At 72.1% G+C, this 23232-nt stretch carries 23 protein-coding genes; 8 read left to right on the top strand and 15 right to left on the bottom strand.

Annotation, left to right across the window (positions count from 1 at the left end):
• Positions 1-9: 9 nt before the first annotated feature.
• From IE206_RS29485 to pdhA, 7 genes are all read right to left on the bottom strand, one after another.
• Positions 10-987, bottom strand: a complete 978-nt coding sequence (locus IE206_RS29485; RefSeq protein ID WP_189967374.1) for an NAD(P)H-quinone oxidoreductase — start codon at positions 985-987, stop codon at positions 10-12.
• A 10-nt stretch (positions 988-997) separates the two neighbouring features.
• Positions 998-2077, bottom strand: coding sequence for a potassium channel family protein (locus IE206_RS29480; RefSeq protein ID WP_226598915.1), 1080 nt, complete (start codon positions 2075-2077; stop codon positions 998-1000).
• A 49-nt stretch (positions 2078-2126) separates the two neighbouring features.
• Positions 2127-3479, bottom strand: coding sequence for a molybdopterin molybdotransferase MoeA (locus IE206_RS29475; protein ID WP_189967372.1), 1353 nt, complete (start codon positions 3477-3479; stop codon positions 2127-2129).
• Positions 3476-4384: an NTP transferase domain-containing protein gene (locus IE206_RS29470; protein ID WP_189967370.1), complete on the bottom strand. Its 909-nt coding sequence runs from the start codon at positions 4382-4384 to the stop codon at positions 3476-3478. Before IE206_RS29470 ends, IE206_RS29475 begins: the two co-directional genes overlap by 4 nt.
• Before the next feature lie 69 nt (positions 4385-4453).
• On the bottom strand, positions 4454-5737 hold the full coding sequence (locus IE206_RS29465) for a dihydrolipoamide acetyltransferase family protein (protein WP_189967368.1): 1284 nt from the start codon (positions 5735-5737) through the stop codon (positions 4454-4456).
• The gene (locus tag IE206_RS29460; RefSeq protein ID WP_189967366.1) at positions 5737-6744 is read right to left on the bottom strand and encodes an alpha-ketoacid dehydrogenase subunit beta; all 1008 of its coding nucleotides are present in this window, start codon (positions 6742-6744) and stop codon (positions 5737-5739) included. The genes IE206_RS29465 and IE206_RS29460 overlap by 1 nt, the downstream gene beginning before the upstream one ends.
• Entirely contained in the window at positions 6744-7868 is a 1125-nt protein-coding gene (gene pdhA, locus IE206_RS29455) for a pyruvate dehydrogenase (acetyl-transferring) E1 component subunit alpha (RefSeq protein ID WP_189967364.1), read from the bottom strand. Before pdhA ends, IE206_RS29460 begins: the two co-directional genes overlap by 1 nt.
• A gap of 181 nt (positions 7869-8049) precedes the next feature.
• Here pdhA and IE206_RS29450 point away from each other — a divergent pair, with 181 nt between their 5' ends.
• Positions 8050-8538 (top strand): Lrp/AsnC family transcriptional regulator, encoded by a 489-nt coding sequence (locus tag IE206_RS29450; RefSeq protein WP_189967362.1) that lies wholly within the window; start codon positions 8050-8052, stop codon positions 8536-8538.
• A gap of 29 nt (positions 8539-8567) precedes the next feature.
• Here IE206_RS29450 and IE206_RS29445 read toward each other — a convergent pair whose 3' ends face one another.
• From IE206_RS29445 to IE206_RS29435, 3 genes are read right to left on the bottom strand one after another with little or no spacing between them, the layout of a single operon-like run.
• A complete protein-coding gene (locus tag IE206_RS29445) occupies positions 8568-9380 on the bottom strand; it encodes an alpha/beta hydrolase family protein (protein ID WP_189967360.1) in 813 nt (270 codons plus the stop codon).
• A gap of 49 nt (positions 9381-9429) precedes the next feature.
• Positions 9430-10023, bottom strand: coding sequence for a TetR/AcrR family transcriptional regulator (locus tag IE206_RS29440; RefSeq protein WP_189967358.1), 594 nt, complete (start codon positions 10021-10023; stop codon positions 9430-9432).
• On the bottom strand, positions 10020-11564 hold the full coding sequence (locus IE206_RS29435; RefSeq protein WP_189967356.1) for a 3-hydroxyacyl-CoA dehydrogenase: 1545 nt from the start codon (positions 11562-11564) through the stop codon (positions 10020-10022). The genes IE206_RS29440 and IE206_RS29435 overlap by 4 nt, the downstream gene beginning before the upstream one ends.
• Positions 11565-11763: 199 nt before the next feature.
• Between IE206_RS29435 and paaN the strand changes: the two genes are divergently transcribed.
• On the top strand, positions 11764-13428 hold the full coding sequence (gene paaN / locus IE206_RS29430) for a phenylacetic acid degradation protein PaaN (protein ID WP_189967354.1): 1665 nt from the start codon (positions 11764-11766) through the stop codon (positions 13426-13428).
• Positions 13429-13452: 24 nt separating this feature from the next.
• Here paaN and IE206_RS29425 read toward each other — a convergent pair whose 3' ends face one another.
• The 3 genes from IE206_RS29425 to IE206_RS29415 are packed head-to-tail and all read right to left on the bottom strand — an operon-like array spanning position 13453 to position 16207.
• Positions 13453-14154: a TrmH family RNA methyltransferase gene (locus tag IE206_RS29425; protein WP_373301001.1), complete on the bottom strand. Its 702-nt coding sequence runs from the start codon at positions 14152-14154 to the stop codon at positions 13453-13455.
• Complete coding sequence (locus IE206_RS29420; RefSeq protein ID WP_373301000.1) at positions 14151-15485, bottom strand: HTTM domain-containing protein; 1335 nt, start codon at positions 15483-15485, stop codon at positions 14151-14153. Before IE206_RS29420 ends, IE206_RS29425 begins: the two co-directional genes overlap by 4 nt.
• Positions 15482-16207 (bottom strand): DUF5819 family protein, encoded by a 726-nt coding sequence (locus IE206_RS29415; protein ID WP_308433959.1) that lies wholly within the window; start codon positions 16205-16207, stop codon positions 15482-15484. The genes IE206_RS29420 and IE206_RS29415 overlap by 4 nt, the downstream gene beginning before the upstream one ends.
• Before the next feature lie 516 nt (positions 16208-16723).
• On the opposite strand from IE206_RS29415, the gene paaA reads away from it, so the two are divergent.
• From paaA to IE206_RS29385, 6 genes are all read left to right on the top strand, one after another.
• Positions 16724-17770 carry a 1,2-phenylacetyl-CoA epoxidase subunit PaaA gene (paaA, locus tag IE206_RS29410; protein ID WP_189967350.1) on the top strand — a complete coding sequence of 349 codons (1047 nt, stop codon included), beginning with the start codon at positions 16724-16726 and terminating at the stop codon, positions 17768-17770.
• Positions 17767-18054: a 1,2-phenylacetyl-CoA epoxidase subunit PaaB gene (gene paaB / locus IE206_RS29405; protein ID WP_053729227.1), complete on the top strand. Its 288-nt coding sequence runs from the start codon at positions 17767-17769 to the stop codon at positions 18052-18054. Before paaA ends, paaB begins: the two co-directional genes overlap by 4 nt.
• Positions 18051-18770, top strand: a complete 720-nt coding sequence (paaC, locus tag IE206_RS29400) for a 1,2-phenylacetyl-CoA epoxidase subunit PaaC (protein ID WP_189967348.1) — start codon at positions 18051-18053, stop codon at positions 18768-18770. The genes paaB and paaC overlap by 4 nt, the downstream gene beginning before the upstream one ends.
• Positions 18764-19267, top strand: coding sequence for a 1,2-phenylacetyl-CoA epoxidase subunit PaaD (gene paaD / locus IE206_RS29395; RefSeq protein WP_189967346.1), 504 nt, complete (start codon positions 18764-18766; stop codon positions 19265-19267). Before paaC ends, paaD begins: the two co-directional genes overlap by 7 nt.
• Positions 19268-20320: a 2Fe-2S iron-sulfur cluster-binding protein gene (locus IE206_RS29390; protein WP_189967344.1), complete on the top strand. Its 1053-nt coding sequence runs from the start codon at positions 19268-19270 to the stop codon at positions 20318-20320.
• Positions 20321-20640: 320 nt separating this feature from the next.
• Positions 20641-21783, top strand: a complete 1143-nt coding sequence (locus IE206_RS29385; protein WP_189967580.1) for an acyl-CoA dehydrogenase family protein — start codon at positions 20641-20643, stop codon at positions 21781-21783.
• A 47-nt stretch (positions 21784-21830) separates the two neighbouring features.
• On the opposite strand, the gene IE206_RS29380 is transcribed toward IE206_RS29385, so the two are convergent.
• Positions 21831-22175, bottom strand: a complete 345-nt coding sequence (locus IE206_RS29380) for a rhodanese-like domain-containing protein (RefSeq protein WP_189967342.1) — start codon at positions 22173-22175, stop codon at positions 21831-21833.
• Positions 22176-22219: 44 nt separating this feature from the next.
• The gene (locus tag IE206_RS29375) at positions 22220-23134 is read right to left on the bottom strand and encodes a J domain-containing protein (RefSeq protein ID WP_189967340.1); all 915 of its coding nucleotides are present in this window, start codon (positions 23132-23134) and stop codon (positions 22220-22222) included.
• Positions 23135-23232: the final 98 nt, after the last annotated feature.

Here is a 23232-nt window from a genome sequence, read left to right as displayed (position 1 = left end):
ACCCGGCCGTCAGGCCGTCAGCAGCACCTTGCCCACATGGGTGGAGGCTTCGAGCACCCGGTGACCCTCGGCAGCATCCGACAGCGGCAGCGTCCGGTCCACCACGGGCCGCACCCGGCCGTCGGCGATCAGCGGCCACACGTGCTCGCGCACGGCCGCCACGATCGCCGCCTTCTCGGCGGCGGGCCGCCCCCGCAGCGACGTCGCGGTGACCGCGGCCCGCTTGGTGAGCAGCGCGCCCAGGTTCAGCTCGCCCTTGGCGCCGCCCTGGAGGCCGATCACCGCGAGCCGCCCGTTGACGGCGAGCGCCCGCACGTTCCGCTCCAGGTACTTGGCGCCCATGATGTCGAGGATGACGTCGGCGCCGACGCCGTCCGTGGCCTTCAACACCTCGTCCACGAAGTCCTGTTCGCGGTAGTCGACGAGGATGTCCGCGCCCAGCTCGGAGCAGCGCGCCAGCTTGTCGGGGCCGCCGGCCGTGACCGCGACCCTGGCGCCGATCGCCTTGCCGAGCTGGATCGCCATCGTGCCGATGCCGCTCGCCCCGCCGTGCACCAGAAGCGTCTCGCCGGGCCGCAGGTGGGACACCATGAACACGTTGGACCACACGGTGCAGACGACCTCGGGCAGGGCGGCTGCCCGTGCCAGGTCCACGCCGTCGGGCACGGGAAGCAGCTGGCCGCTCGGCACGGCCACCTTCTCGGCGTAGCCGCCGCCGCTCAGCAGCGCGCACACCTCGTCGCCGACACTCCACCCGGACACCCCGGGCCCCAGCGCGGCGATCCGCCCGGAACACTCCAGGCCCGGGTACGGGGACGCCCCGGGCGGCGGGTTGTAGAAGCCCTGGCGCTGGAGCACATCGGCACGGTTGACGGCGGCCGCGGCCACCTCGACGAGGACCTCGCCCTCGCCCGGTACGGGATCGGGTACCTCGGCCCAGACCAGCGCCTCGGGACCGCCCGGCTCAGGAATCGTGATCGCATACATGCGGGCGACGCTACTCCGGCTGACCCCCGACCGGCGTGCCACCGGCTCGTACGATCGTGATGAGCCGGTCGGTGAGCTGGAGCGGGCTCGCCTTGGCGTCGTCGTACGCGAGCAGCCGATGGCCGCGCAGCACGCTCACCACCAGGTCCTCGGTCTCCCGCACCCCGCGGCCCACCTCGCTCTTCTTCACGGGCCGCTCCACCATGTCGAGCCCGCTGCCCTGCTGGATCAGGTCCTCCATCACCGTGCCCGCGCTCGGGCTGAGCACGGAGAGGCCGAGCAGCCGGCCGGCCGCGCTGGCGCTGGTGATGACGGCGTCCGCGCCGGACTGGCGCAGCAGCGGCGCGTTCTCCTCCTCCCGCACCGCGGCGACGATCTTCGCGCCCCGGTTGAGCTGGCGGGCCGTCAGCGTCACCAGGACCGCGGTGTCGTCGCGCTGGGTGGCGATGACGACCTGGCGGGCCTTTTGCAGTTCGGCGCGCAGCAGCACATCGCTGCGGGTGGCGTCGCCGATGACGCCGACGAAGCCCTCCGCGTTGGCGGTCTCGATCACCTTCGCGCTCGGGTCGACGATCACGACCTGGTCCTTCTTCAGGCCCGTCGCGCACAGGGTCTGGATCGCCGACCGGCCCTTCGTCCCGAAGCCCACGATGACGGTGTGCTCTCGCAATTGAGCCTTCCAGCGGTTGAGCCGCCACTCTTCGCGGGTCCGTTCGGTGAGGACTTCGAGAGTGGTTCCGACGAGGATGATCAGGAACAGCACGCGCAGCGGTGTGACCAGCAAGATGTTGGTGAGCCGGGCGCTGTCGCTGTAGGGGACGATGTCGCCGTAGCCCGTCGTGGAGAGCGTGACGGTGGCGTAGTAGACGGCGTCGAGGAAATCGACCTTGCCGTTGGCGTTGTCGTGATAGCCGTCGCGGTCGATCCAGACGATGAGGGTCGTCAGTATCAGCACGGCGAGCGCCATGAGGAGTCGCTTGGCGACCTGGCGCAACGGCCGGTCGACGACCTGGCGGGGCAGCTTCACCCGCCGGGTGATCAGATTCTCGCCCGCCTGGCGTGCCATGGCGTCATGGCCGGGCAGTTTCACGTGAAACACCCTTCATGCAGGCAGGAGTTGAGGATGCGAGCACGCTGTTTCACGTGAAACACCCTTCCCCCGAGCCTGCTTGAGCCCACGGCAGATCGAGGATCTCGACCTCCTGGCCCGCCCGCGCCCCGCCGGGCGGCACCACCGCGAGGCCGTCGGCGGCGGCGATCCCGCGCAGCATCGCCGGCCCGTTGTAGTGCAGCGGCACGACCCACTCCGCGCGGTGCACCACCGGCACGAGCCGGGTGTCGTGCGGATGCCCCTGCACCTCGTTGCGCAGCGGCGCGGTGTACGTCACCGCCCGTGCCCGGCCGGCGAGTTCACGCAGCAGCGGCTCGGCCAGGGTGAGCAGCCCGGACACCGCGGCGAGCGGATTGCCGGGCAGGCCGACCAGGTGCTTTCCGGCGCCGATCTGCGCAAGCAGCATGGGGTGGCCGGGCCGAACGGCGACCCCGTCGACCAGGAGCTCGGCGCCGGCCTTGTGCAGCACCGGGTGGACGTGGTCGACGGGTCCGGCCGCCGTGCCGCCCGTCGTGATCACGAGGTCGGCCGAGGATCCGGTGACGGCGGCGAGCAGCGCCCCCGCGTCGTCCTTGAGCCGCCGGGTCCCGATGACCTCGGCGCCGAGCGCGCGCAGCCAGAACCCGAGCATCGGGCCGAGCGCGTCCCGGATCAGCCCGTCGTGGGGGAGTCCCCGGGTGAGCAGTTCGTCGCCGAGCACCAGGATCTCGACGCGGGGCCGGGGAACGGTGGCGAGTTCGTCGTATCCGGCGGCCGCGGCGAGGCCGAGCACGGCCGGGGTGACCAGTGCGGTCGCGGGCAGCAGTACGTCGCCCGAGCGGCACTCCTGGCCGCGCGGGCGGATGTCCTGGCCGTGCAGCACCACGCGGTCGGCCTGGAGCTGGGTGCGGGCCTCGTCGGTGCGGGCGTGCTCGCTGCGGATCACCGCGGTGGCTCCGGCGGGGATGCGGGCCCCGGTGGCGATGCGTACGGCTTCGCCGTCGGCGAGGGGGCCGGGGGCTGCGTGTCCGGCGAGGACGCCGCCATCCTGCACCTCCCAGGGGCCGGGCCCGGCCACGGCCCAGCCGTCCATGGCGGAGGTGTCGAAGGACGGCAGGTCGGTGAGCGCGGTGAGTCGCTCGGTGAGGATCTCCCCCAGGGCCTGCTCCAGCGGCACCCGGTGGGAGCGGGCCGGTGCGGCCCGGCCTGCCCGGGCGGCCACGTTGCGGGCATCGGCCCAGGCGGACACCCGGTGGCGCGGGGCCGGACGGGCGGCGGGCTCGGCTCGGTCCGGGCCCTGCGGCCGGCTCTCCCCGGCCGGGCCCGGCGCCGGCAGGGCGTCGCGCAGCAGGGCGAGGGCCTCGTCGGATCCGTCGTCCGCCGCCGGGCTGGAGGCGGTCATCCGGCGTCGTTCTTCGGGCCGTCGGCTGCCTCGGCCTCGGCCGCCCAGCGGTTGGCGAGCGCGGCAGCCTTACGGGCCGCCTCCGCCACGTCCTTGCCCTCGCCGCCCGCCTTCGCGGCGGCGTAGCCGACCAGGAAGGTGGTGAGCGGGGCGGCGGGCCGGGCGACGCCGTGGGCAGCGTCCCTGGCGAGGTCCAGGAGGACGCCGGTGTCGACGTCCAGCTCGATGCCGAGTTCGTCCTTGACTGCGGTGATCCATTCGTCCAGCACGCCCCCATGGTCCCTGATCCGGGCCCGGGCGGCGGCGAGGTCCTCCCAGGTGTCGCAGTCGAAGGATGCGAGCGGGTCCGCGGTGATGCGGGCGAGGTCGAGTTCGCGGGTCAGCAGCCGCAGTGGGAGCCCGGCGAGCGAGCCGTGCTCGGTGGCGAGCAGGGCGAGCTCGCGGCGCAGTGGTTCGGCACGGTAGGCGGCGACCAGCGGCTGGTCGCGGCCGTCGGCGTCGGTGCAGAGCGCGCCTTCGCGGCCGGTGCGCCGCAGCTCGCCGAGGAGGGCGTCGACGGTCGGCGCGGCCAGGAACGGCAGATCGGCCGAGAGCACGAGCACGCTCTCGGCCGAGGTACGGCGCAGCCCGGCGTCCAGAGCGGCCAGCGGTCCGCCGCCGGCCGGTTCCTCCCGCGTCCACTCCACGGGCCGTGCGGTGGGCCGCCGCCCGCCCACCACCACGGTGGTCGCGGCGCCCGCGCAGGCGGTGAGCACCCGGTCGAGCAGGGGCCGGCCGCCCACGCTGAGCCCGGGTTTGTCGGCGCCGCCCAGCCGCTTGGCGGCGCCTCCGGCGAGTACCACGGCGTCGTACGGTGCGGATCCTGCGGCGCCATACGCGGGTGCTGCGGCGTCATACGCGGTCATCCCCCGAGTATGGGCCGCCGGACGATCACCGCCACCCCCGCGAACGTCCCGAGCTCGCGGGGCCGTTCGTCACAGCGTGCGCAGCAGAACCGCCGGGTGCTCCACGCAGTCCGCGACGTAGCGCAGGAAGCCGCCCGCGGTGCCGCCGTCGCACACCCGGTGGTCGAAGGTGAGGGACAGCTGGACCACCTGGCGCACCGCGAGCTCGCCCTCGTGCACCCACGGCTTGGGGATGATGCGGCCGACTCCCAGCATCGCCGCCTCGGGGTGGTTGATGATCGGCGTGGAACCGTCGACGCCGAACACCCCGTAGTTGTTGAGGGTGAAGGTGCCGCCGGTCAGCTGGGCCGGGGTCAGCGTGCCCGTGCGGGCCGCCTCGGTGAGCCGGGCGAGCTCGGCGCCGAGCGAGTCGACGTTGCGGGTGTGGGCGTCGCGGACGACCGGGACGACCAGGCCGCGCTCGGTCTGGGCCGCGAAGCCCAGGTGCACCTCGGGCAGCCGCACGATCTCGCGGGCCGCCATGTCGACCGTCGAGTTGAGCTCGGGGAAGCGGGCGAGGGCCGCCGTGCAGATGCGGGCGAGCAGCGCGAGGACGGACACCTTGGGGCCGCCCGCGGCGTTCATGGCGGCGCGGGCCGCCATCAGCTCGGTGGCGTCGGCGTCCACCCAGCAGGTGGCGTCGGGGATTTCGGTACGGCTGCGGCTGAGCTTGTCGGCGACCGCGCCCCGGATGCCCTTCAGGGCGATGCGCTCACCGGCACGGGCGGGAGCCGGGGTCGCGGGCACGACGGGTGCGGGAACCGGCGCCGGTGTCCGCATGGCCGACTCCACGTCGGCGCGCAGGATCAGGCCCTCGGGCCCGCTACCACGCAACTCCCGTAGATCGAGGCCGTGTTCACGGGCCAGCCTGCGCACCAGCGGGGAGATGACCGGCACGGGTCCGGCCGCCTTGGCCGGGGCGGGGGGCGCGGCCGGGACGGCGGCCGGGGTCATGGGCCGCACACGGGAGCGGCGGCGGCTGGTGGCCGCGGCCGTCCCGTAGCCGACCAGGACGTTGCCCGAGTACTCGGAGGACTCCACCTCCTCGACGGCGTCCTCCTCGTCCACGGGGCCGACGGCGACAGTCAACAGGGGTGCGCCGACCGGCAATTCGGTGCCCTCGTCACCGAAGCGGGCGGTGACCACGCCGCCGTAGGGGCAGGGCACCTCGACCATCGCCTTGGCGGTCTCCACCTCGACCACCGGCTGGTCCACGGCCACCACGTCGCCGACCGCGACGAGCCAGCGCACGATCTCCGCCTCGGTGAGCCCCTCGCCGAGGTCGGGCAGCTTGAACTCAAGGACCTTCGGCATCAGTGCTCCGCCTCCCACTGCAGCCGCGCCACCGCGTCAAGGACCCGGTCCACACCCGGCAGATGGTGCTTCTCCAGCATCGGCGGCGGGTAGGGGATGTCGAAGCCGGCGACCCGCAGCACGGGCGCCTCCAGGTGGTGGAAGCAGCGCTCGGTGATGCGCGCCGCCATCTCGCCGCCGGGGCCGCCGAATCCGGCCGACTCGTGGACGACCACGGCCCGCCCGGTGCGGCGCACCGACGCGCACACCGTCTCGTCGTCGAACGGCACCAGCGAGCGCAGGTCGACGACTTCGAGGTCCCAGCCCTCCTCGCGGGCCGCCTCGGCCGCCTCCATGCACACCGGCACGGACGGCCCGTAGGTGATGAGCGTGGCACTGCGCCCGGAGCGCCGCACGACGGCCTTGCCGATGGGCTCCACGGCTGCGGGGGCCTCGGGCGACCAGTCGGACTTCGACCAGTACAGCCGCTTGGGCTCCAGGAAGACGACCGGGTCGTCGGAGGCGATGGCGGCCCTGAGCAGGCCGTACGCGTCCTCCACGGTGGCCGGGGTGACGACCTGGAGGCCGGGCGTCGCCATGTAGTAGGCCTCGCTGGAATCGCTGTGGTGCTCGACGCCGCCGATGCCGCCGCCGTAGGGCACGCGCACCACGATGGGCATCGCCATGGCGCCGCGGGTGCGGTTGCGCATCTTGGCGACATGGCTGATGAGCTGCTCGAACGCCGGGTAGGCGAAGGCGTCGAACTGCATCTCGACAACCGGACGAAGGCCGTACATCGCCATGCCGACGGCCGTGCCGAGGATGCCGGCCTCGGCGAGCGGGGTGTCGGTGCAGCGGTCCTCGCCGAACTCCTTGGCGAGCCCGTCGGTGACCCGGAACACGCCGCCCAGGGTGCCGACGTCCTCACCGAGGACGTGCACGGTGGGGTCCTCGGCCATGGCGTCGCGCATCGCGCGCTGCAAGGCCTGCGCCATGGTGGCGGGCTTCTTGTCGGTGGCGGTGGCCATCAGCGGGCCTCGGCTTCCAGCTCGGCGCGCAACTGGGCCGCCTGCTCGCGCAGTTGGCCGTTCTTCTCGGCGTAGACCTCGGCGAACAGGTCCATGGGGTCCAGGACCGGGTCGGCGTTCATCTGGTCGCGCAGCGCCGCGGCCATGGTCTCGGCGGCCTCGGCGGCGGCGCGTATGCCGTCCTCGTCGAGGATGCCGCGGGCGGTCAGCTCGCCCTCCAGGATCCGGATCGGGTCATGGTCGCGCCAGGCGTCGACCTCGGCGGAGCCCCGGTAGCGCGTCGCGTCGTCGGCGTTGGTGTGCGCCTCCATGCGATACGTGACGGCCTCGATCAGGGTGGGGCCGCCGCCGCGCCTGGCCCGGGCGACGGCCTCGGACAGCACCTGGTGCACGGCGGGCGCGTCGTTGCCGTCGACCAGGCGGCCCGGCATTCCGTACCCGACGGCTTTGTGGGCGAGGGAAGGCGCTGCGGTCTGCTTGGCGAGCGGCACGGAGATCGCGAAGCCGTTGTTCTGGACCAGGAAGACCACCGGGGCCTGCCAGACGGCCGCGAAGTTCAGCGCCTCGTGGAAGTCGCCCTCGCTGGTTCCGCCGTCGCCGACCAGGGCGAGCGCCACCACGTCGTCGCCCTTGAGACGGGCCGCGTGGGCGAGGCCCACGGCGTGCGGGAGCTGGGTGGCGAGGGGGGTGCACAGCGGCGCGATGCGGTGCTCGCGCGGGTCGTAGCCGGTGTGCCAGTCGCCGCGGAGCAGCGTCAGGGCCTGTACCGGGTCGAGGCCCCGGGCGACGGCTGCAAGGGTGTCGCGGTAGCTCGGGAACAGCCAGTCGCGCTCCTCTAGGGCGAGGGCGGCAGCGACCTCGCAAGCCTCCTGGCCGGTCGAGGACGGGTACACGGCGAGGCGGCCCTGCTTGGTGAGGGCGGTGGCCTGCGCGTTGAAGCGGCGGCCGCGCACCAGCTCCGCGTACAGCTTCAGCATCAGCGCGCGGTCGAGCTCGGCGCCGGTCCCCAGGACCCGGTGGGGCTCGGGGTCCGGGAGGAGCGGCGCGGGGTCGGTGCGCGGCCGCCAGGCGGGCGGAGGGGTCGGCCGGTATGCGGCGGCACCGGGGAGCTCTTGGACCGTCATGCCAATGCACCTCCTTGTGGGGAGCGGACATCCGTGGGAGGGGCGTGAGTGTGACGCCCCTCACCTACCGATTGTTCGGTCGTGGACGCATTTTGGCTACAGCCACCTTCAGCCTGTGGACAAACGGTTCTCCACAGCCTGGGATGGGAACAGGTCGTCCACAACAGGAAGGCGGGGGGACATGGCAGCTGAACAAATGGCCACCGGCGAGATCCGGCCGGTGCCGCCGCGCCCGCTGGACGAGATCGATCACGCCATCCTGCGGATCCTGCAGACGGACGGCCGGGCCTCGATACGCTCCGTGGCCGAGCGGGTGCACGTCTCGCGCGCCAACGCCTACGCGCGGATCAACCGGCTCGTCGAGGACAACGTGATCCAGGGCTTCACCGCGCGCGTGGACCACGAGAGGGCGGGCCAGGGCGCGGCCGCGTACATCACGCTCAAGATCGTGCAGAACTCGTGGCGCACGGTCCGCGCACAGCTCAAGGAACTGCCCGGAGCCGCCCACATCGCCCTGGTGAGCGGGGATTTCGACGTCCTGCTCCTGGTGCACACGCCCGACAACAGGGCGCTGCGCGAGCTGGTCCTGACCCGGATCCAGTCCATCCCGGAGGTCCTGTCGACGCGCACCCTGCTGGTGTTCGAGGAGACGGACCTGGACCCCGCGTAGGGGCCCGGCCCGCGCGCCGTACTTACCGCTCAGGTGCAGTACTTCTTCAGGAAGGCGAGGACGGTCTCCCAGTTGCCGGGGGCGGCGAGCAGGGCCACTCCGTGGGAGGCCGATCCCTTGACGGGGACCAGCCGGTCCTCCGGGGCCTTGGTGCTCGCCGCGCTCAGCTCCCGCGCGGCCGTGGCGAACGTGCCGTCCTGGTCGCCGGCCATGTAGAGCACCGGCACGGTGATGTTCTTGGCGGCGGCCAGCGCGTCCATCGGGCCGTACGCCGTGGGGGCCGACAGCGCGACCACCGCGTCCGGCTTCAGCGGCATGTGGGCGGCCGCCTCCAGGCTCGCGGTGCCGCCCTTGGACGCGCCCATCAGGAGCAGCTTCCAGGCTCCCTCGGTGCGCAGCACGGTGGCCGCTCCCTCGATCTCGTCGGCCGCGTCACCGGTCGTGTTGTTGACCGCGAGCACGCGGAAGCCCGCCTTGCCGAGCTCGACGGCCTTGTCCTTCCACTGGCAGACATTCCCGTCCGACTGGTGGGCGAGAACGATCCCGGTATTGCCACTTCCGGTCAGAAAGCCGCCAGTGGGCGATCCCGCCGCGCTCTTGAAGACGATCGAGCCCGCCTTGGCCTGCTCGGGTGTCAGACAGCCGAATTCGTCGCCCTCGACGGGCGGCGCCGGTGCGGCGGGCTGGGTCTCGGCCTTCTTGACCGCGGCTCTCGCGTCCGGCGACTTGGCCGCCGAATCGTTTCTGCCGCCCTCACCGCTGCACCCGGCCAGCGTCAGGCCCACGAGCAGCACCGTGGCACAGACGGACACAAAGGGCGCAGGAGTTCGCAGGGCAGCCATGACCGTGGATGCTGATCCGCTTCGGTGCCTCAGTCAACGGCCCCGCGGCTCAATGGCCGGTCCGCAACCCCTCGAAGGCCATCCTGACCACGGTGTCGGCCACCTGGTCGCCGTCCGCCTCGCCCTCGCGCTGCGGCCGGTACCACTCGACCAGCGAGTTGACCATGCCGAAGAGCAGCCGGGTCGCCAGGCGAATGTCCAGGTCGGCGCGGAGATCGCCGTCCGCGACGGCCGCCTTCAGGAGATCGGAGACCCGCTGGTCGAACTCCCTGCGGCGCTCCATCGCCCAGCGTTCCGTCTTGGTGTTGCCGCGGACGCGCAACAGCAGGGTGACGTAGGGAAGTTCGGCCATGAGGACTTCGACGGTACGTCGAGTGACGTACTCGACCCGCTCAATCGAACGGCCGCGCTGGGCGCCCGGCTCGTCCAGGACGCCGAAGAGGCCGTCTATGGCGCGGCTCACCGCCCGGTGCAGGAGCTCCTCCTTGCCGGCGACATGGTGGTAGATCGACGACTTGGAGATCCCGGCCGCCTTGGACAGGTGCTCCATCGACGTGCCGTCGTAGCCGCGCTCGTTGAAGACCCGCACGGCGACCGTGAGGAGCGTCTCGGGCGTGTAGGTGTCGCGCTTGGGGGTCGTCATGAGCCGGTCTCCTCGTCGCCCGCGTACGCCTGCCGGTAGAGCGCGAGCGAGGGTGCGTAGCGGCCGGTGGGGCAGCGCTCGTGCAGCGCCGAGAGCAGGTCGTACGCCCAGTCCTGGCCCAGGCGCCGGTTCCATTCGACGGGCCCCAGCGGGTAGTTGACGCCGAGCCGCATCGCGGTGTCGATGTCCTCGGGCGAGGCGACGCCCTTGGCGACGGCGTCGGCGGCGAAGTCGACGAGCATCGCGACGGTCCGGGCGACGATCATGCCCGGCACGTCGCCGATGACGCTGACCTCCTTGCCGAGCTTCTGGAACAGGCCGACGGCCTCGGTGACAGCGCGCTCGGAGGTGTCCTGGCTCGCGGAGAGCGCGATGCGGGTGGCGCCCCGATAGTCGAGGGCGAGATCGAAGTAGACGACGTCCGCGAACTCGACGGACGTCTTGCCGTCGGCCGGAACGAGCTGTCCATCCCCCGGAAGCTCGATGTAGGGACCGCCCTCGTTGACGGTCGTCACGTCGATGCCGGCCTCCGTCATCATCGCCACGAGTTCGCGGGCCGGGCCCAGGTCGCCGACCACGGTGACGGCCGCCGGGGCCTTGGCGGGCGGCGCGGTGTGCGGCTCGGGACGCACGACCTCCTTGGAGGGCGCACCGGGCGTCTCGTAGGCGTACCAGCCGCGTCCGCTCTTGCGGCCGTGCAGGCCGGACTCGACCAGGCGGCGCTGGGCCAGGGACGGCGTGAACCTGGGACTCCGGAAGAAGGACTCCCAGACCGAGCGCGTCACCGCCTCGTTGACGTCCTGCCCGATGAGGTCGGTCAGCTCGAACGGGCCCATCCGGAACCCGCCGCACTCGCGCAGCACCGCGTCGATGGTGGCCGGGTCGGCGCCGCGCTCCTCGTACACCGCGAAGGCTTCGGCGTAGAAGGGGCGGGCGATGCGGTTGACGATGAAGCCGGGGGTGTCGGTGCAGCGCACCGGCGTCTTGCCCCAGGCCTTCGCCGTCTCGTACGCCCTGGTCGCGGCCGCCTCGTCGGTGGCGAAACCGCTGACCACCTCCACCAGCGGGAGCAGCGGCGCCGGGTTGAAGAAGTGCAGGCCGACGAAGCGGCCGGGGCGGCGCAGCGCCCCCGCGATCGCGGTCACCGACAGCGATGAGGTGTTGGTGGCGAGCAGGCAGTCCTCGTCGACCACGCGTTCCAGGGCGCCGAACAACTCCTGTTTGAGGGGGAGTTGTTCCAGGACGGCCTCGACGACGAGCGCGGAGTCCGCGAGCTCGGCGAGCTCCTCGGCCGGGTACAGGCGGGCCAGAGCCGCATCGCGCCCTTCGGCGTCCAGGCGGCCCTTCTCGACCAGCCGGTCCAGTCGTCCGGCCAGAGCGTCGGCGGCCTCCCGCGCGCGGCCCGGCACGGCGTCGTAGAGCCGTACGGGGTGTCCGGCGACGAGGGCCACCTGGGCGATGCCCTGCCCCATGGTTCCGGTGCCGACGACGGCGACGGTACGGCTCGGCGCGATCGCTGAGGCGCTGGCGGTTTCGGTCATGAACACGATCCTCCCCTACGGCTTGCCCACGGGCCCGGCAGGCCCCCTTCCGGGCCGCACGAGCGGGGCCGCGGCGGGCGTGGCCGGTAGTTGTCCACAGGTTTCCGCGGACCCTCTTGTCCCGACCGATCGTTCGGTTACTCTAGCGGTGTCCGGCTCTCCCTGCCCAGCTCGAAGACTCGACGAGGAGTTGCTCGCCATGCAGCTGACCGAGAAGCACAGGCCCACCCTGGACGGGGCCCTGGAGGCGATCCGCACGCGTGCGTACTGGTCGCCGCATCCGGAGCACCCCAAGGCCTACGGAGAGACCGGCGCGGAGGACGGCAAGGCCGCCTTCGACGCGCTCCTGAACCGTCGCTTCGACCTCGACCAGCCGGGCACCGACGACTGGACGGGCGCCGAAGTCTCGCCCTACGGAATCGAGTTGGGCGTCCAGTACCCGCACCCGGACCTCGACGTGCTGCTCCCCGCGATGCGCGCCGGCATGGCCGACTGGCGGGCCGCGGGCCCCGAGACGCGGGCCCTGGTCTGCATCGAGATCCTGGCCCGGATCGGCGCGCGCACCCACGAGTTCGCGCACGCGGTCATGCACACCAGCGGCCAGGCCTTCATGATGGCGTTCCAGGCGGGCGGGCCGCACGCCCAGGACCGCGGCCTGGAGGCCGTCGCGTACGCCTACCAGGAGCAGACGCGCACCCCGTCGGGCAGCGCCGCCTGGTCCAAGCCGCAGGGCAAGCGCGAGCCCCTGGAGCTCGCCAAGACGTTCACCCCGGCCGGGCGCGGCATCGCCCTGCTGATCGGCTGCAACACGTTCCCCACGTGGAACGGCTACCCGGGCATGTTCGCCTCCCTCGCCACCGGAAACCCGGTCCTGGTCAAGCCGCACCCGCGCGCGGTCCTGCCGCTGGCGATGACGGTGAAGGTGGCGCGCGAGGTGCTCGCCGAGGCGGGCTTCGACCCCAACCTGGTGGCGCTCGCGGCCGAGCGGCCCGGCGAGGGCATCGCCAAGACCCTCGCGGTCCGCCCCGAGATCAAGATCATCGACTACACGGGCTCCTCCGCCTTCGGCGACTGGCTGGAGGCCAACGCCCGCCAGGCGCAGGTCTACACGGAGAAGGCCGGCGTCAACACGGTGGTCATCGACTCCACCGACAACTACAAGGGCATGCTCGCCAACCTGTCCTTCTCGCTGTCCCTGTACAGCGGCCAGATGTGCACCACCCCGCAGAACCTGCTGATCCCCCGCGACGGCATCACCACGGACGTGGGCAAGAAGTCGTACGACGAGGTCGTCGGCGACCTCGCAGGCGCGGTCGGCGGCCTGCTCGGCGACGACGCCCGGGCCAACGCGCTGCTCGGCGCCCTGGTCAACCCGGACGTGAAGACCCGCCTGGACGCGGCCCCCGGGCTCGGTGAAGTCGCCCTGCCTTCGCGGGAGGTGGCCAACCCCGAGTTCCCGGACGCGGTGGTCCGCACCCCGGTGATCGTCAAGCTGGACGGCGCGAAGCCGGACGCGGAGGCCGTCTACCTCTCGGAGTGCTTCGGCCCGGTCTCCTTCGCCGTCGCCGTCGACTCCACGGCGGACGCGGTCGAGCTGCTGCGCCGCACGGTCCGCGACAAGGGCGCGATGACGGTCGGCGCGTACACCACCTCCCCGGAGGTGGAGCGCGCGGTGGAGGACGTCTGCCTGGACGAGCCGGCCCAGCTGTCGCTGAACCTGACGGGCGGCGTGTACGTCAACCAGACGGCCGCCTTCTCCGACTTCCACGGCTCGGGCGGCAACCCGGCGGCCAACGCGGCCCTGTGCGACGGGGCGTTCGTGGCCAACCGGTTCCGCGTGGTGGAGGTCCGCAGGCAGGCCTGACAGGCCTTACGGGAGCGGGGCGCGTCAGTCGGGAATGACGGCGTGCCTCTGCACCCAGGAGTGCATCGCGATGGCCGCCGCGGCCCCCGCGTTGATCGAGCGTGTGGAGCCGAACTGCGCGATGGAGCACACCATATGGGCGTGCTTACGGGCCTCTTCGGTGAGCCCCGGGCCTTCCTGGCCGAAGAGCAGCACACACCGGCGCGGCAGCTCGGTCCGCTCAAGGGGCACCGCGCCGGGCAGGTTGTCGATGCCGATGATCGGCACGCCCTCCGCGAGGGCCCACGCGGTCAGCGACTCGGTGTCCGGGTGGTGGCGGACGTGCTGGTAGCGGTCGGTGACCATGGCCCCGCGCCGGTTCCAGCGGCGCCGCCCGACGATGTGGATCTCCTTGGCCAGGAACGCGTTCGCGGTCCGCACCACGGAGCCGATGTTGAAGTCGTGGCCCCAGTTCTCGACCGCCACATGGAAGTCGTGCCGCCGGGTGTCGAGGTCGGCGACGATCGCCTCGCGCGTCCAGTACCGGTAGGCGTCGACGACATTGCGCCGGTCGCCGTGCGCGAGCAGCTCCGGGTCGTAGCGCTCGCCCTCGGGCCAGGGCCGCGGGTGCGGGCCCACCCCGACCTCGGCCGGGCCGAAGCCTTCGTCGTACTGGATGGGGTCGCCCTGGATGGGGTCGCCGGCCGGGGCGTCCTCGGCCGGGGCCGGCTGTTCGGTGCTGCTCACCCCACGAGCGTACGTGGCCGCTCGGCCTGCTCCGCCCGCTCCCGGCGCTGCTCGGGAAGGCGCGCGCCCGGCCGCAGCCGGCCCGCGTACGCGCCCACTCTGCGCAGGAACGACGTCGGCAGGAACACGGCGTCCGCGGCGATCATCGCCAGCGAGAAGAACGGCAGTCCGAGCAGGACCGCGATCCCGGCGTGCTCCAGCATCATCGCCACGAGCAGCACGTTCTTGACCCGCCGATTGAACAGCGTGAACGGGAACGCCACTTGGACCATGACCGTTCCATAAGTGAGCAGCATCACGATCACCCCGCTCGTGCCAAGCAGGGAGGAGAGTTCGGGCCACGGCGAGAAGTAGTCGAGCTTCAGCGGGTAGAACAGCGCGGTCCCGTCCTGCCAGCGGCTTCCCTGGATCTTGTACCAGCCGGCGGTCGCGTAGACCAGGCAGACCTCCGCCATGATCACGACCATGGCCGCGTTGTGGACCAGGTTGCCCAGGACATCGAGCAGCGCACGCGAGTCGCCGTCGGCGAACCTGCCCACCACCCACCACAGGCCCTGCACGGCCCACATGCCCCAGAACACGACCCACAGCCACCACTCGCCGCCGCCGAAGACGCCGGACCCGGACGTACGCCAGGTGCCGACGAGCAGCCCGAGGCCGCACACCGCCCACAGCACCGGGCCGACCCGGTCCTGGCGCACCCCGCGCGCGGCGCGCCGGGCGTCGAGGGACCAGACCTGCGCGCACCGCGTGAAGACCAGATAGATCGCCATCAGGTGGATGACGTTGTCACCACCGTCCCCCATGAAGACGGAGCGATTCTGCAGGGAGAGCACACCGATCATGAAGACGACAGACATGGTGCGCGTGCGCCAGCCCAGCATCAGGAGCGCACTGGACACGATGGCCAGCGCGTACACGATCTCGAACCAGACCGTGCTGTCGGTCCAGAGCAGCGCGGTGAACGCGTGGTTCCCGGACACCAGACGGTTGCCGAGGTCCCAGCTCCAGGGGCCGTCGGGGCCGTACAGCTCGCGGCGGTTGGGCAGTTCGCGCAGCAGGAAGAACAGCCAGGTCGCGGAGAACCCGATCCGGACGACGGCGCTCTGGTACGGGCCGAGAGCAGCGGCCGAGACGAGGCGCACGGCGCGCGCGGCCCGGGTCTCGGCTGCGGCCTCGGCCGCGCGGGGGGCTTGGGGGGTCCTGTCGGAGGCCTTGGAGGCATCGGGCAGGGCGTCGGCCGCTGCCACGGGGTGCCGGCCGTTCGCCGTGCGGGCGGCGGGGCTCTCCGCCGGGCGGCCGGTCGGGCCGTCATGGTCGTACGTGCTCACCGCTTCGCCTCCGTACGTGCGTCACCGGCGCCCCCGGGCAGGTCGGCCGGGGTCACCGTCCACCACGGCACCTCCCGGTAGGACGGCCGGGTGTCGGTCTTCTCGTCGCTCCACGAGGGGCCCTTGACGGATGTGGTCATGGACCTGACCTGGATCCGGTCGACCGTGCCGCCGTCGCGGTGCGCGCCGAGCCGGAGCATCACGATGCGGCGCAGGTACTGCTCGGAGAGCTCACCGCGCAGGCCGTTCGGCTTGTTGTCGTCGGTGTGCGAACCGACGAAGAAGTCCCAGCCGCGGCGCAGTTCGTTCTGCTCGGTGTGGCTGGGCAGCGGGTTGTGCTGGATCGCGGCGCCGTCCTGGGCCGAGAAGTCGATCCAGTCGGTCGTCCTGACCGTGCCGCCGGGCATCTTGATCTCGGCGCGCGCCTGGACATTGATGTTCTGCTGCAGCGGATTGGGCGCGAAGAGCTTCCAGTTCTGCTCGAACTCGGGGTAGATCCAGTCGTCGACGGCCTTCCCGTACTCCTTGCTGACCGTGTTGGACGGTGCGACATGCAGGAAGACCATCCCGATCTGCACGCAGGCGATCACGCCGATCACCGCGAGCGCGAGGGCGGCCACGACCTGGAACCGGAAGGGCAGGCCGGCGATCCCGCGGGAGGCCGCGTTTGCGCCGCCGTGGCCCATGGGGCCGGGTCCGTCGGCGCGGCCGGAGTCGGCCAAGTCCGGTCCGTCGGCGGGCTCGGATCCCTGGGCGGGACCAGCGCCGGCTGTGGGACCGGAGCCGTCTGCGGGGCCGGAAACGGGGTCCGGGACGGAAAGGGGGTCCGGGGCGACAACGGGAAGGTGCGGGGCGGAATCCCGGGCCGGACCCGCTGCCGCCCGCGTGGCGGAATTTCGGTCCGGGGCCGCCGAAGAATCGAAAATGGCGTCATCCCCCGGGCCGGAAGCAGTGCCGATTTCCGGGGCCGTACCCCGTCCGGCCGAAGCCTCCGGAGCGCTCGCGGCAAGGTCGCCAGCCCCCGCCGAAGCAGCTCTGACCTGCTCAGATCCCGCTCCGTCGGCCTTGCCCCCGGCTCCGGTCCCGTCCTTGTACGAATCCATCCCGCCCCGATCGGCACCCGCTGAGTTATCCACAGGGTTGACACCCTACGGGCCGTCGACTCACCATTGAAGTCATTGAACCGAACGATCGGTCGGTTGGTGGACAGCCGCACAGCAGCTCGGCAGGGGGCCGGAATGACCGGAGTGACCGCGACAGCCACGGCAGCCGCAGGGACGGACGCCTCGTCCCTGGCGGTGTTCGACGCGGCCGTCGCCGCGGACGAGCGGATCGAGCCACGCGACTGGATGCCCGAGGCTTACCGCTCCTCGCTGGTCCGCCAGATGGCCCAGCACGCCCATTCCGAGATCATCGGCATGCAGCCGGAGGCGAACTGGATCACCCGCGCCCCGTCCCTGCGCCGCAAGGCCATCCTGATGGCCAAGGTCCAGGACGAAGCGGGCCACGGCCTCTACCTCTACAGCGCGGCCGAAACGCTCGGCACCGGCCGCGACGAGCTCCTCGACAAACTGCACTCGGGCCGCCAGAAGTACTCGTCGATCTTCAACTACCCGACCCTGACCTGGGCCGACGTCGGCGCGATCGGCTGGCTGGTGGACGGCGCGGCGATCACCAACCAGGTCCCCCTGTGCCGCTGCTCCTACGGCCCGTACGCGCGGGCGATGGTCCGCATCTGCAAGGAGGAGTCCTTCCACCAGCGCCAGGGGTACGAGCTGCTGCTGACCCTGTCCAAGGGGACGCCCGAGCAGCACGCGATGGCGCAGGACGCGGTGAACCGCTGGTGGTGGCCCTCGCTGATGATGTTCGGCCCGCCCGACGACGAGTCGGCGCACTCCGCACAGTCGATGACCTGGAAGATCAAGCGGCACTCCAACGACGAGCTGCGCCAGCGCTTCGTGGACATAGCGGTCGGCCAGGCCGAAGGCCTCGGCCTCACCCTGCCCGACCCCGAGCTGCGCTGGAACGAGGAGCGCGGCCACCACGACTTCGGCGAGATCGACTGGACGGAGTTCTGGGAGGTCCTCAAGGGCAACGGCCCCTGCAACGAGCAGCGGATCACCCAGCGCCGCCGGGCTCACGAAGAGGGCGCCTGGGTACGGGACGCGGCCGCCGCCTACGCCACGAAGCAGCAGACGACACACCAGGCGACACAGCAGACGCAGCCCGCCCAGCAGGCGACGGCCGCCGCCGCGCAGCACCCGAACGGAGAGGCAACGGCATGAGCACGCACGACTGGCCGCTCTGGGAGGTGTTCGTGCGCTCGCGCCGCGGACTCTCCCACACCCACGCGGGAAGCCTGCACGCGCCGGACGCCGAGATGGCGCTGCGCAACGCCCGGGACCTGTACACCCGCAGGTCGGAGGGCATCTCGATCTGGGTCGTGCCGTCCGCGGCGATCAGCGCGTCCTCGCCCGACGAGAAGGACTCCTTCTTCGACCCGGCCGCCGACAAGCCCTACCGACACCCGACGTTCTACGAGATCCCGGAAGGAGTGAAGCACCTGTGACCGCCACCGTCTCGGCCGAAGCCGCCCTCGCCCTCGGCGACGACGCCCTGGTGCTGTCGCACCGGCTGGGGGAGTGGGCGGGCCACGCCCCGGTCCTCGAAGAGGAGGTCGCCCTGGCGAACATCGCCCTCGACCTGCTCGGCCAGGCCCGGGTGCTGCTCTCGCAGGTGGGCGACGAGGACGAGCTCGCCTACCTCCGCGAGGAACGGGCCTTCCGCAACCTCCAGCTCGTCGAACAGCCCAATGGCGACTTCGCCCACACCATCGCCCGCCAGCTGTACTTCTCGACGTACCAGCACCTGCTGTACGGCGAACTGGCAGCAGGAGGAGGCGAGTTCACGGCACTCGCGGCGAAGGCGGTCAAGGAGGTCGAATACCACCGTGACCACGCCGAGCAGTGGACCCTGCGGCTCGGCGACGGCACCGAGGAGAGCCACGGCCGGATGCAGCGAGCCTGCGAGGCGCTGTGGCGCTTCACCGGCGAGATGTTCCAGCCGGTCCCGGGCCTCGAGCTCAACTGGACCGACCTCGAAGCACGGTGGACGACGTCGGTGACCTCGGTCCTGGACCGGGCCACCCTGACCGTCCCCGAAGGCCCCCGCACCGGCGCCTGGGCGGCGGGTGCGGGCCGGCAGGGCCTGCACACCGAATCCTTCGGGCGGATGCTCGCCGAAATGCAGCACCTGCACCGCAGCCACCCGGGGGCGTCATGGTGACCGACACCGCACCCACGCCCCTGGAGACCGAGCTCCGCCGCCTCGCCGGCTCCGTCCCCGACCCCGAGCTGCCCGTCCTCACCCTCGAAGAGCTCGGCGTGCTGCGCGATGTGCACGTCGAAGCCCCGGGCCGGGTACGCGTCGAGCTCACCCCCACCTACACCGGCTGCCCCGCCGTGGAAGCCATGTCCTCGGACATCGAGCGCGTGCTCCACGACCACGGGATACCGCACGTCTCGGTCGTACGGGTACTGTCCCCCGCCTGGTCGACCGAGGACATCAGCGCGGAAGGCCGCCGCAAACTCGCCGAGTTCGGCATAGCTCCGCCGCGCCCGCACACCGCCGAGGGCCCGGTCGCGCTCACCCTGTCGGTCCGCTGCCCGCACTGCGGGTCCACCGACACCGAACTGCTCAGCCGGTTCTCCTCCACCGCGTGCAAGGCGCTGCGCCGCTGCGTCTCGTGCCGCGAACCGTTCGACCACTTCAAGGAGTTGTAGATGTTCCATCCGCTCCGGGTCAGCGAGGTCGAGCAGCTCACGGACGACTCGGTGGCCGTCACCTTCGCCGTGCCGCCCGAGCTCCGCGAGGCCTACCGGCACCTCCCCGGCCAGCATCTCGCCCTGCGCCGCAGCGTGGGGGGCGAGGAGATCCGCCGTACGTACTCGATCTGCGCGCCCGCCGTCGAGGCGCCGGGCGAGCCCGTCCTGCGGGTCGGCATCCGCCTGGTGGAGGGCGGCAGCTTCTCGACGTACGCCTTCAAGGAACTGGCCGTCGGCGACACCGTCGACGTCATGGAGCCGATGGGCCGCTTCGTCCTGGACCCGCGTCCCGGGCACTTCGCGGCGATCGTCGGCGGCAGCGGCATCACGCCGGTCCTGTCGATCGCGGCGACCCTGCTCGCCCGCGAGCCCGAGGCGCGGTTCTGCCTGATCCGCAGCGACCGCAGCGCAGCCTCCGCGATGTTCCTCGAGGAGACGGCCGACCTGAAGGACCGCTACCCCGAGCGGTTCCAGCTGGTCACCGTGCTGTCCCGGGAGGAACAGCAGTCCGGCCTGCCCTCGGGCCGGCTCGACCGTGAGCGGCTGGCCGGGCTGCTGCCCGCGCTGCTCCCGGTGGCGGACATCGACGGCTGGTTCCTGTGCGGCCCCTTCGGCCTGGTCGAGGGCGCCGAGCGGGCCCTGCGCGGGCTCGGCGTCGACCGCAACCGCATCCACCAGGAGATCTTCCACGTCGACGCGGCACCGGCGCCCCTGTCCACCGTCGCCGCACCGGCGCACGCCACGCTCACCGCGACCCTGGACGGCCGCTCGGGCAACTGGCCGGTCCAGGAGGGCGAAACCCTCCTGGAGACGGTGCTGCGCGCCCGCGCGGACGCCCCGTACGCCTGCAAGGGCGGGGTGTGCGGGACGTGCCGGGCGTTCCTGGTCAAGGGCGAGGTACGGATGGAGCGCAACTTCGCGCTGGAACCGGAGGAGACGGAGGCGGGCTACGTCCTGGCCTGCCAGTCGCATCCCGCGACGGGAGAGGTGGAGCTGGACTTCGACCGGTGAGGTGGTGAGGCCGCCGGGGATGTGGGGGCGAAGGCGGGCCGGGCCCGGGTGGCTTCCCCTGGGCGACTCTGCCTTGCGCGGCTCTCCCTGGATGGCCTTCCCGTGGGCTTCCCTGGGGGACTTTGAAGGAACCCCGCGCCGAGCCAGGGGCGGTCCGGCGGTCCGTGCACGCTCCTTCCGCTCCTGTCGGCCGCGCGCCCATTCCCATCCCGTAGAACCTGTTCTATCTTGACGATCCGTCAGATCCGGTCGGGCAGCGCGCGGTTCAGCTCGCGACGCCCCGGTCCGGACAGAGCCGGTGCGTGCGGGAGGACAAGGCCGTGGACTTCACCTTCACCGAGGAGCAGCAGGCAGCCGTCGAGGCGGCCAAGGCGGTCTTCTCCGGCGTCGCACCCGACGCGGTACCGAGCCCCGCCCTCACGGCGGGCGCCGTCGCCGACGACTTCGACCGCCCGCTGTGGGCGAAACTCGCCGCCTCGGACCTGCTGGGCCTGGTCCTGGACGCCGAATACGGCGGCGCGGGCCTCGACCCGATCGCCCTGTGCCTGGTCCTGCGCGAATCGGCCAAGGTCCTCGCCCGGCTGCCGCTCCTGGAGACGAGCGCGGTCGCCATGGCCGTACAGCGCTACGGCCGGGCCGAGTTGAGGCGGGAACTGCTGCCTACGATCGGACGGGGGGAACTCGTCCTGACCGTCGCCGCCAACGGCCGCACCGGCCACGACGGCGCCGAACTCGCCGTCACCGCACGCCAAGACGGCGACATCTGGGTATTCGACGGCACCCAGACCGGCGTGCCCTGGGCCCAGACCTGCGACCGCATCGCCGTACCCGCCCACACCGCCGACGGCCGCACCGTACTGGCCCTGGTCCCCCGCGCTCACACAGGCGTCACCCTCGCCGAGCAGATCTCCACCACCGGCGAACGCTTCGGCGAGCTCCACCTCGAAGCCGTACGCGCCGACACATCCACGGTCATCGACGCGGCCGGCGCCTGGGAATGGCTGCGCAACCTGCTCGCCACCGGAACCTGCGCGCTTGCCCTGGGGCTCGGCGAAGCCGTCCTCACCATGACCAGCCAATACACCGGAAAACGCGAGCAGTTCGGGCACCCGGTCGCCACGTTCCAGGCCGTCGCCGTCCAGGCCGCCGACCGCTACATCGACCTGCGCGCCATGGAAGCGACCCTGTGGCAGGCGGCCTGGCGCATCAGCACCGGCGCACAGGGCGCACTGCCCGTCGCCGGAGACGTCTCGGTCGCCAAGATCTGGGCCTCCGAAGGCGTACGCCGCGTCGTCCAGACCGCCCAGCACCTGCACGGCGGCTTCGGCGCCGACACCGACTACGCCCTGCACCGCTACCACGCCTGGGCCAAGCAACTGGAACTCGCGCTCGGCCCGGCCGCCGCCCACGAGGAAGCCCTCGGCGACCTCCTCGCCGCGCACCCGCTCAGCCAGAGCGCGTAAAGCAACCGCGTCCCGGGGCGCGCCCCAGAGGTCGGCGGGCCAGCGGGCTAGATGACCGTGCCCGGCGCGCCCTGGTTGTCGACGACCTTGCGGCCGGAGGCCTCCCACACCTGCATGCCGCCGTCGACGTTCACCGCGTCGATCCCCTGCTGCACGAGATACTGCGTGACCTGCGCCGACCGGCCACCGACCCGGCACATCACATACGCCCGGCGCCCGTCCGCGACCGCCTCGGTCACCTCGCCGAAGCGGGCCACGAAGTCACTCATCGGCACATGCAGCGCGCCCTCGGCATGCCCCGCCGCCCATTCGTCGTCCTCCCGGACATCGAGCACCAGGGCGTCGGCCGGCACCTCGGCGACGTCCACGGAGGGCAGCTGGGCGAAATTCATGGGTCATGCCTTCTCTCGTACGAACCCGGCAGGTCCCCCGAACGCTACTGCACCAGCTTCGCGAGCTCAGCCTCACGACCGGCCACCTCGGCCAGCAGCTGCTCGGCGATCTCCTCGAGGAGCCGGTCCGGATCGTCCGGCGCCATCCGCAGCATCGAACCGATCGCGCTGTCCTCCAGCTCCCGGGCCAGCAGCGCGAGCAACTCCTTGCGCCGGCTCAGCCACTCAAGACGCGCGTACAGCTCCTCGCTCTCGCTGGGCCGCACCTCGGCCGGCACCGGACCTGCCGCCCACTCCTCGGCCAGCTCCCGCAGCAGCGCCTCGTCACCACGCCCGTACGCGGCATTGACCCGGGCGATGAACTCGTCCCGCCGCTCCCGCTCGGCCTCGTCCTGAGCCAGATCCGGGTGCGCCTTGCGGGCCAGCTCGCGATACAGCCTGCGCACCTCCTCGCTCGGCCGGACCCGCTTGGGCGGCCGCACCGGCTGGCCGGTGAGCATCGAGGCGGCCTCGGGGGAGATGCCGTCGGAGTCCATCCAGTCGTGGAACAGTTCGTCGACCCCCGGCATGGGCATGACCGCCGCCCGCGCCTCCCGCGCCTTGCGGAGGTCCTCGGGATCACCGCTCTGTACGGCCCTGGCCTCGGCGATCTGCGCGTCCAGCTCATCGAGCCGGGCATACATCGGGCCGAGCTTCTGATGGTGCAGCCGGGAGAAGTTCTCCACCTCGACCCGGAAGGTCTCCACCGCGATCTCGAACTCGATCAGCGCCTGTTCGGCCGCCCGCACCGCCCGCTCGAGCCGAGCCTCGGGCCGCTCACCCTCAGCCGGCGTTCCCCCTTGCGCCGTACCGCCCCCGGCGTCCCCGCCCAACGGCGCGCCCGGCTCGCCCCCAGAAGCAGGGGTGGTCAGCGGGTCCTCGTTCCGGGCAGTCGTACCGCCGGCAGCTTCGTCCGTCACGGCTCCAGCGTACGGGCGGGGGCCGGGGCCCCCTCCCCCTATTACCGTTTTCGTTGGCTCCGCAACGGAGCTTCCGGCCTCCGGGGCCGGCATGACTT

This window comes from Streptomyces violascens (genome assembly GCF_014649955.1).
Lineage (GTDB): Bacteria > Actinomycetota > Actinomycetes > Streptomycetales > Streptomycetaceae > Streptomyces > Streptomyces violascens.
The sequence above is the reverse complement of the archived record's forward strand: the minus strand, read 5'-3'. Positions and strand labels throughout refer to the sequence as shown.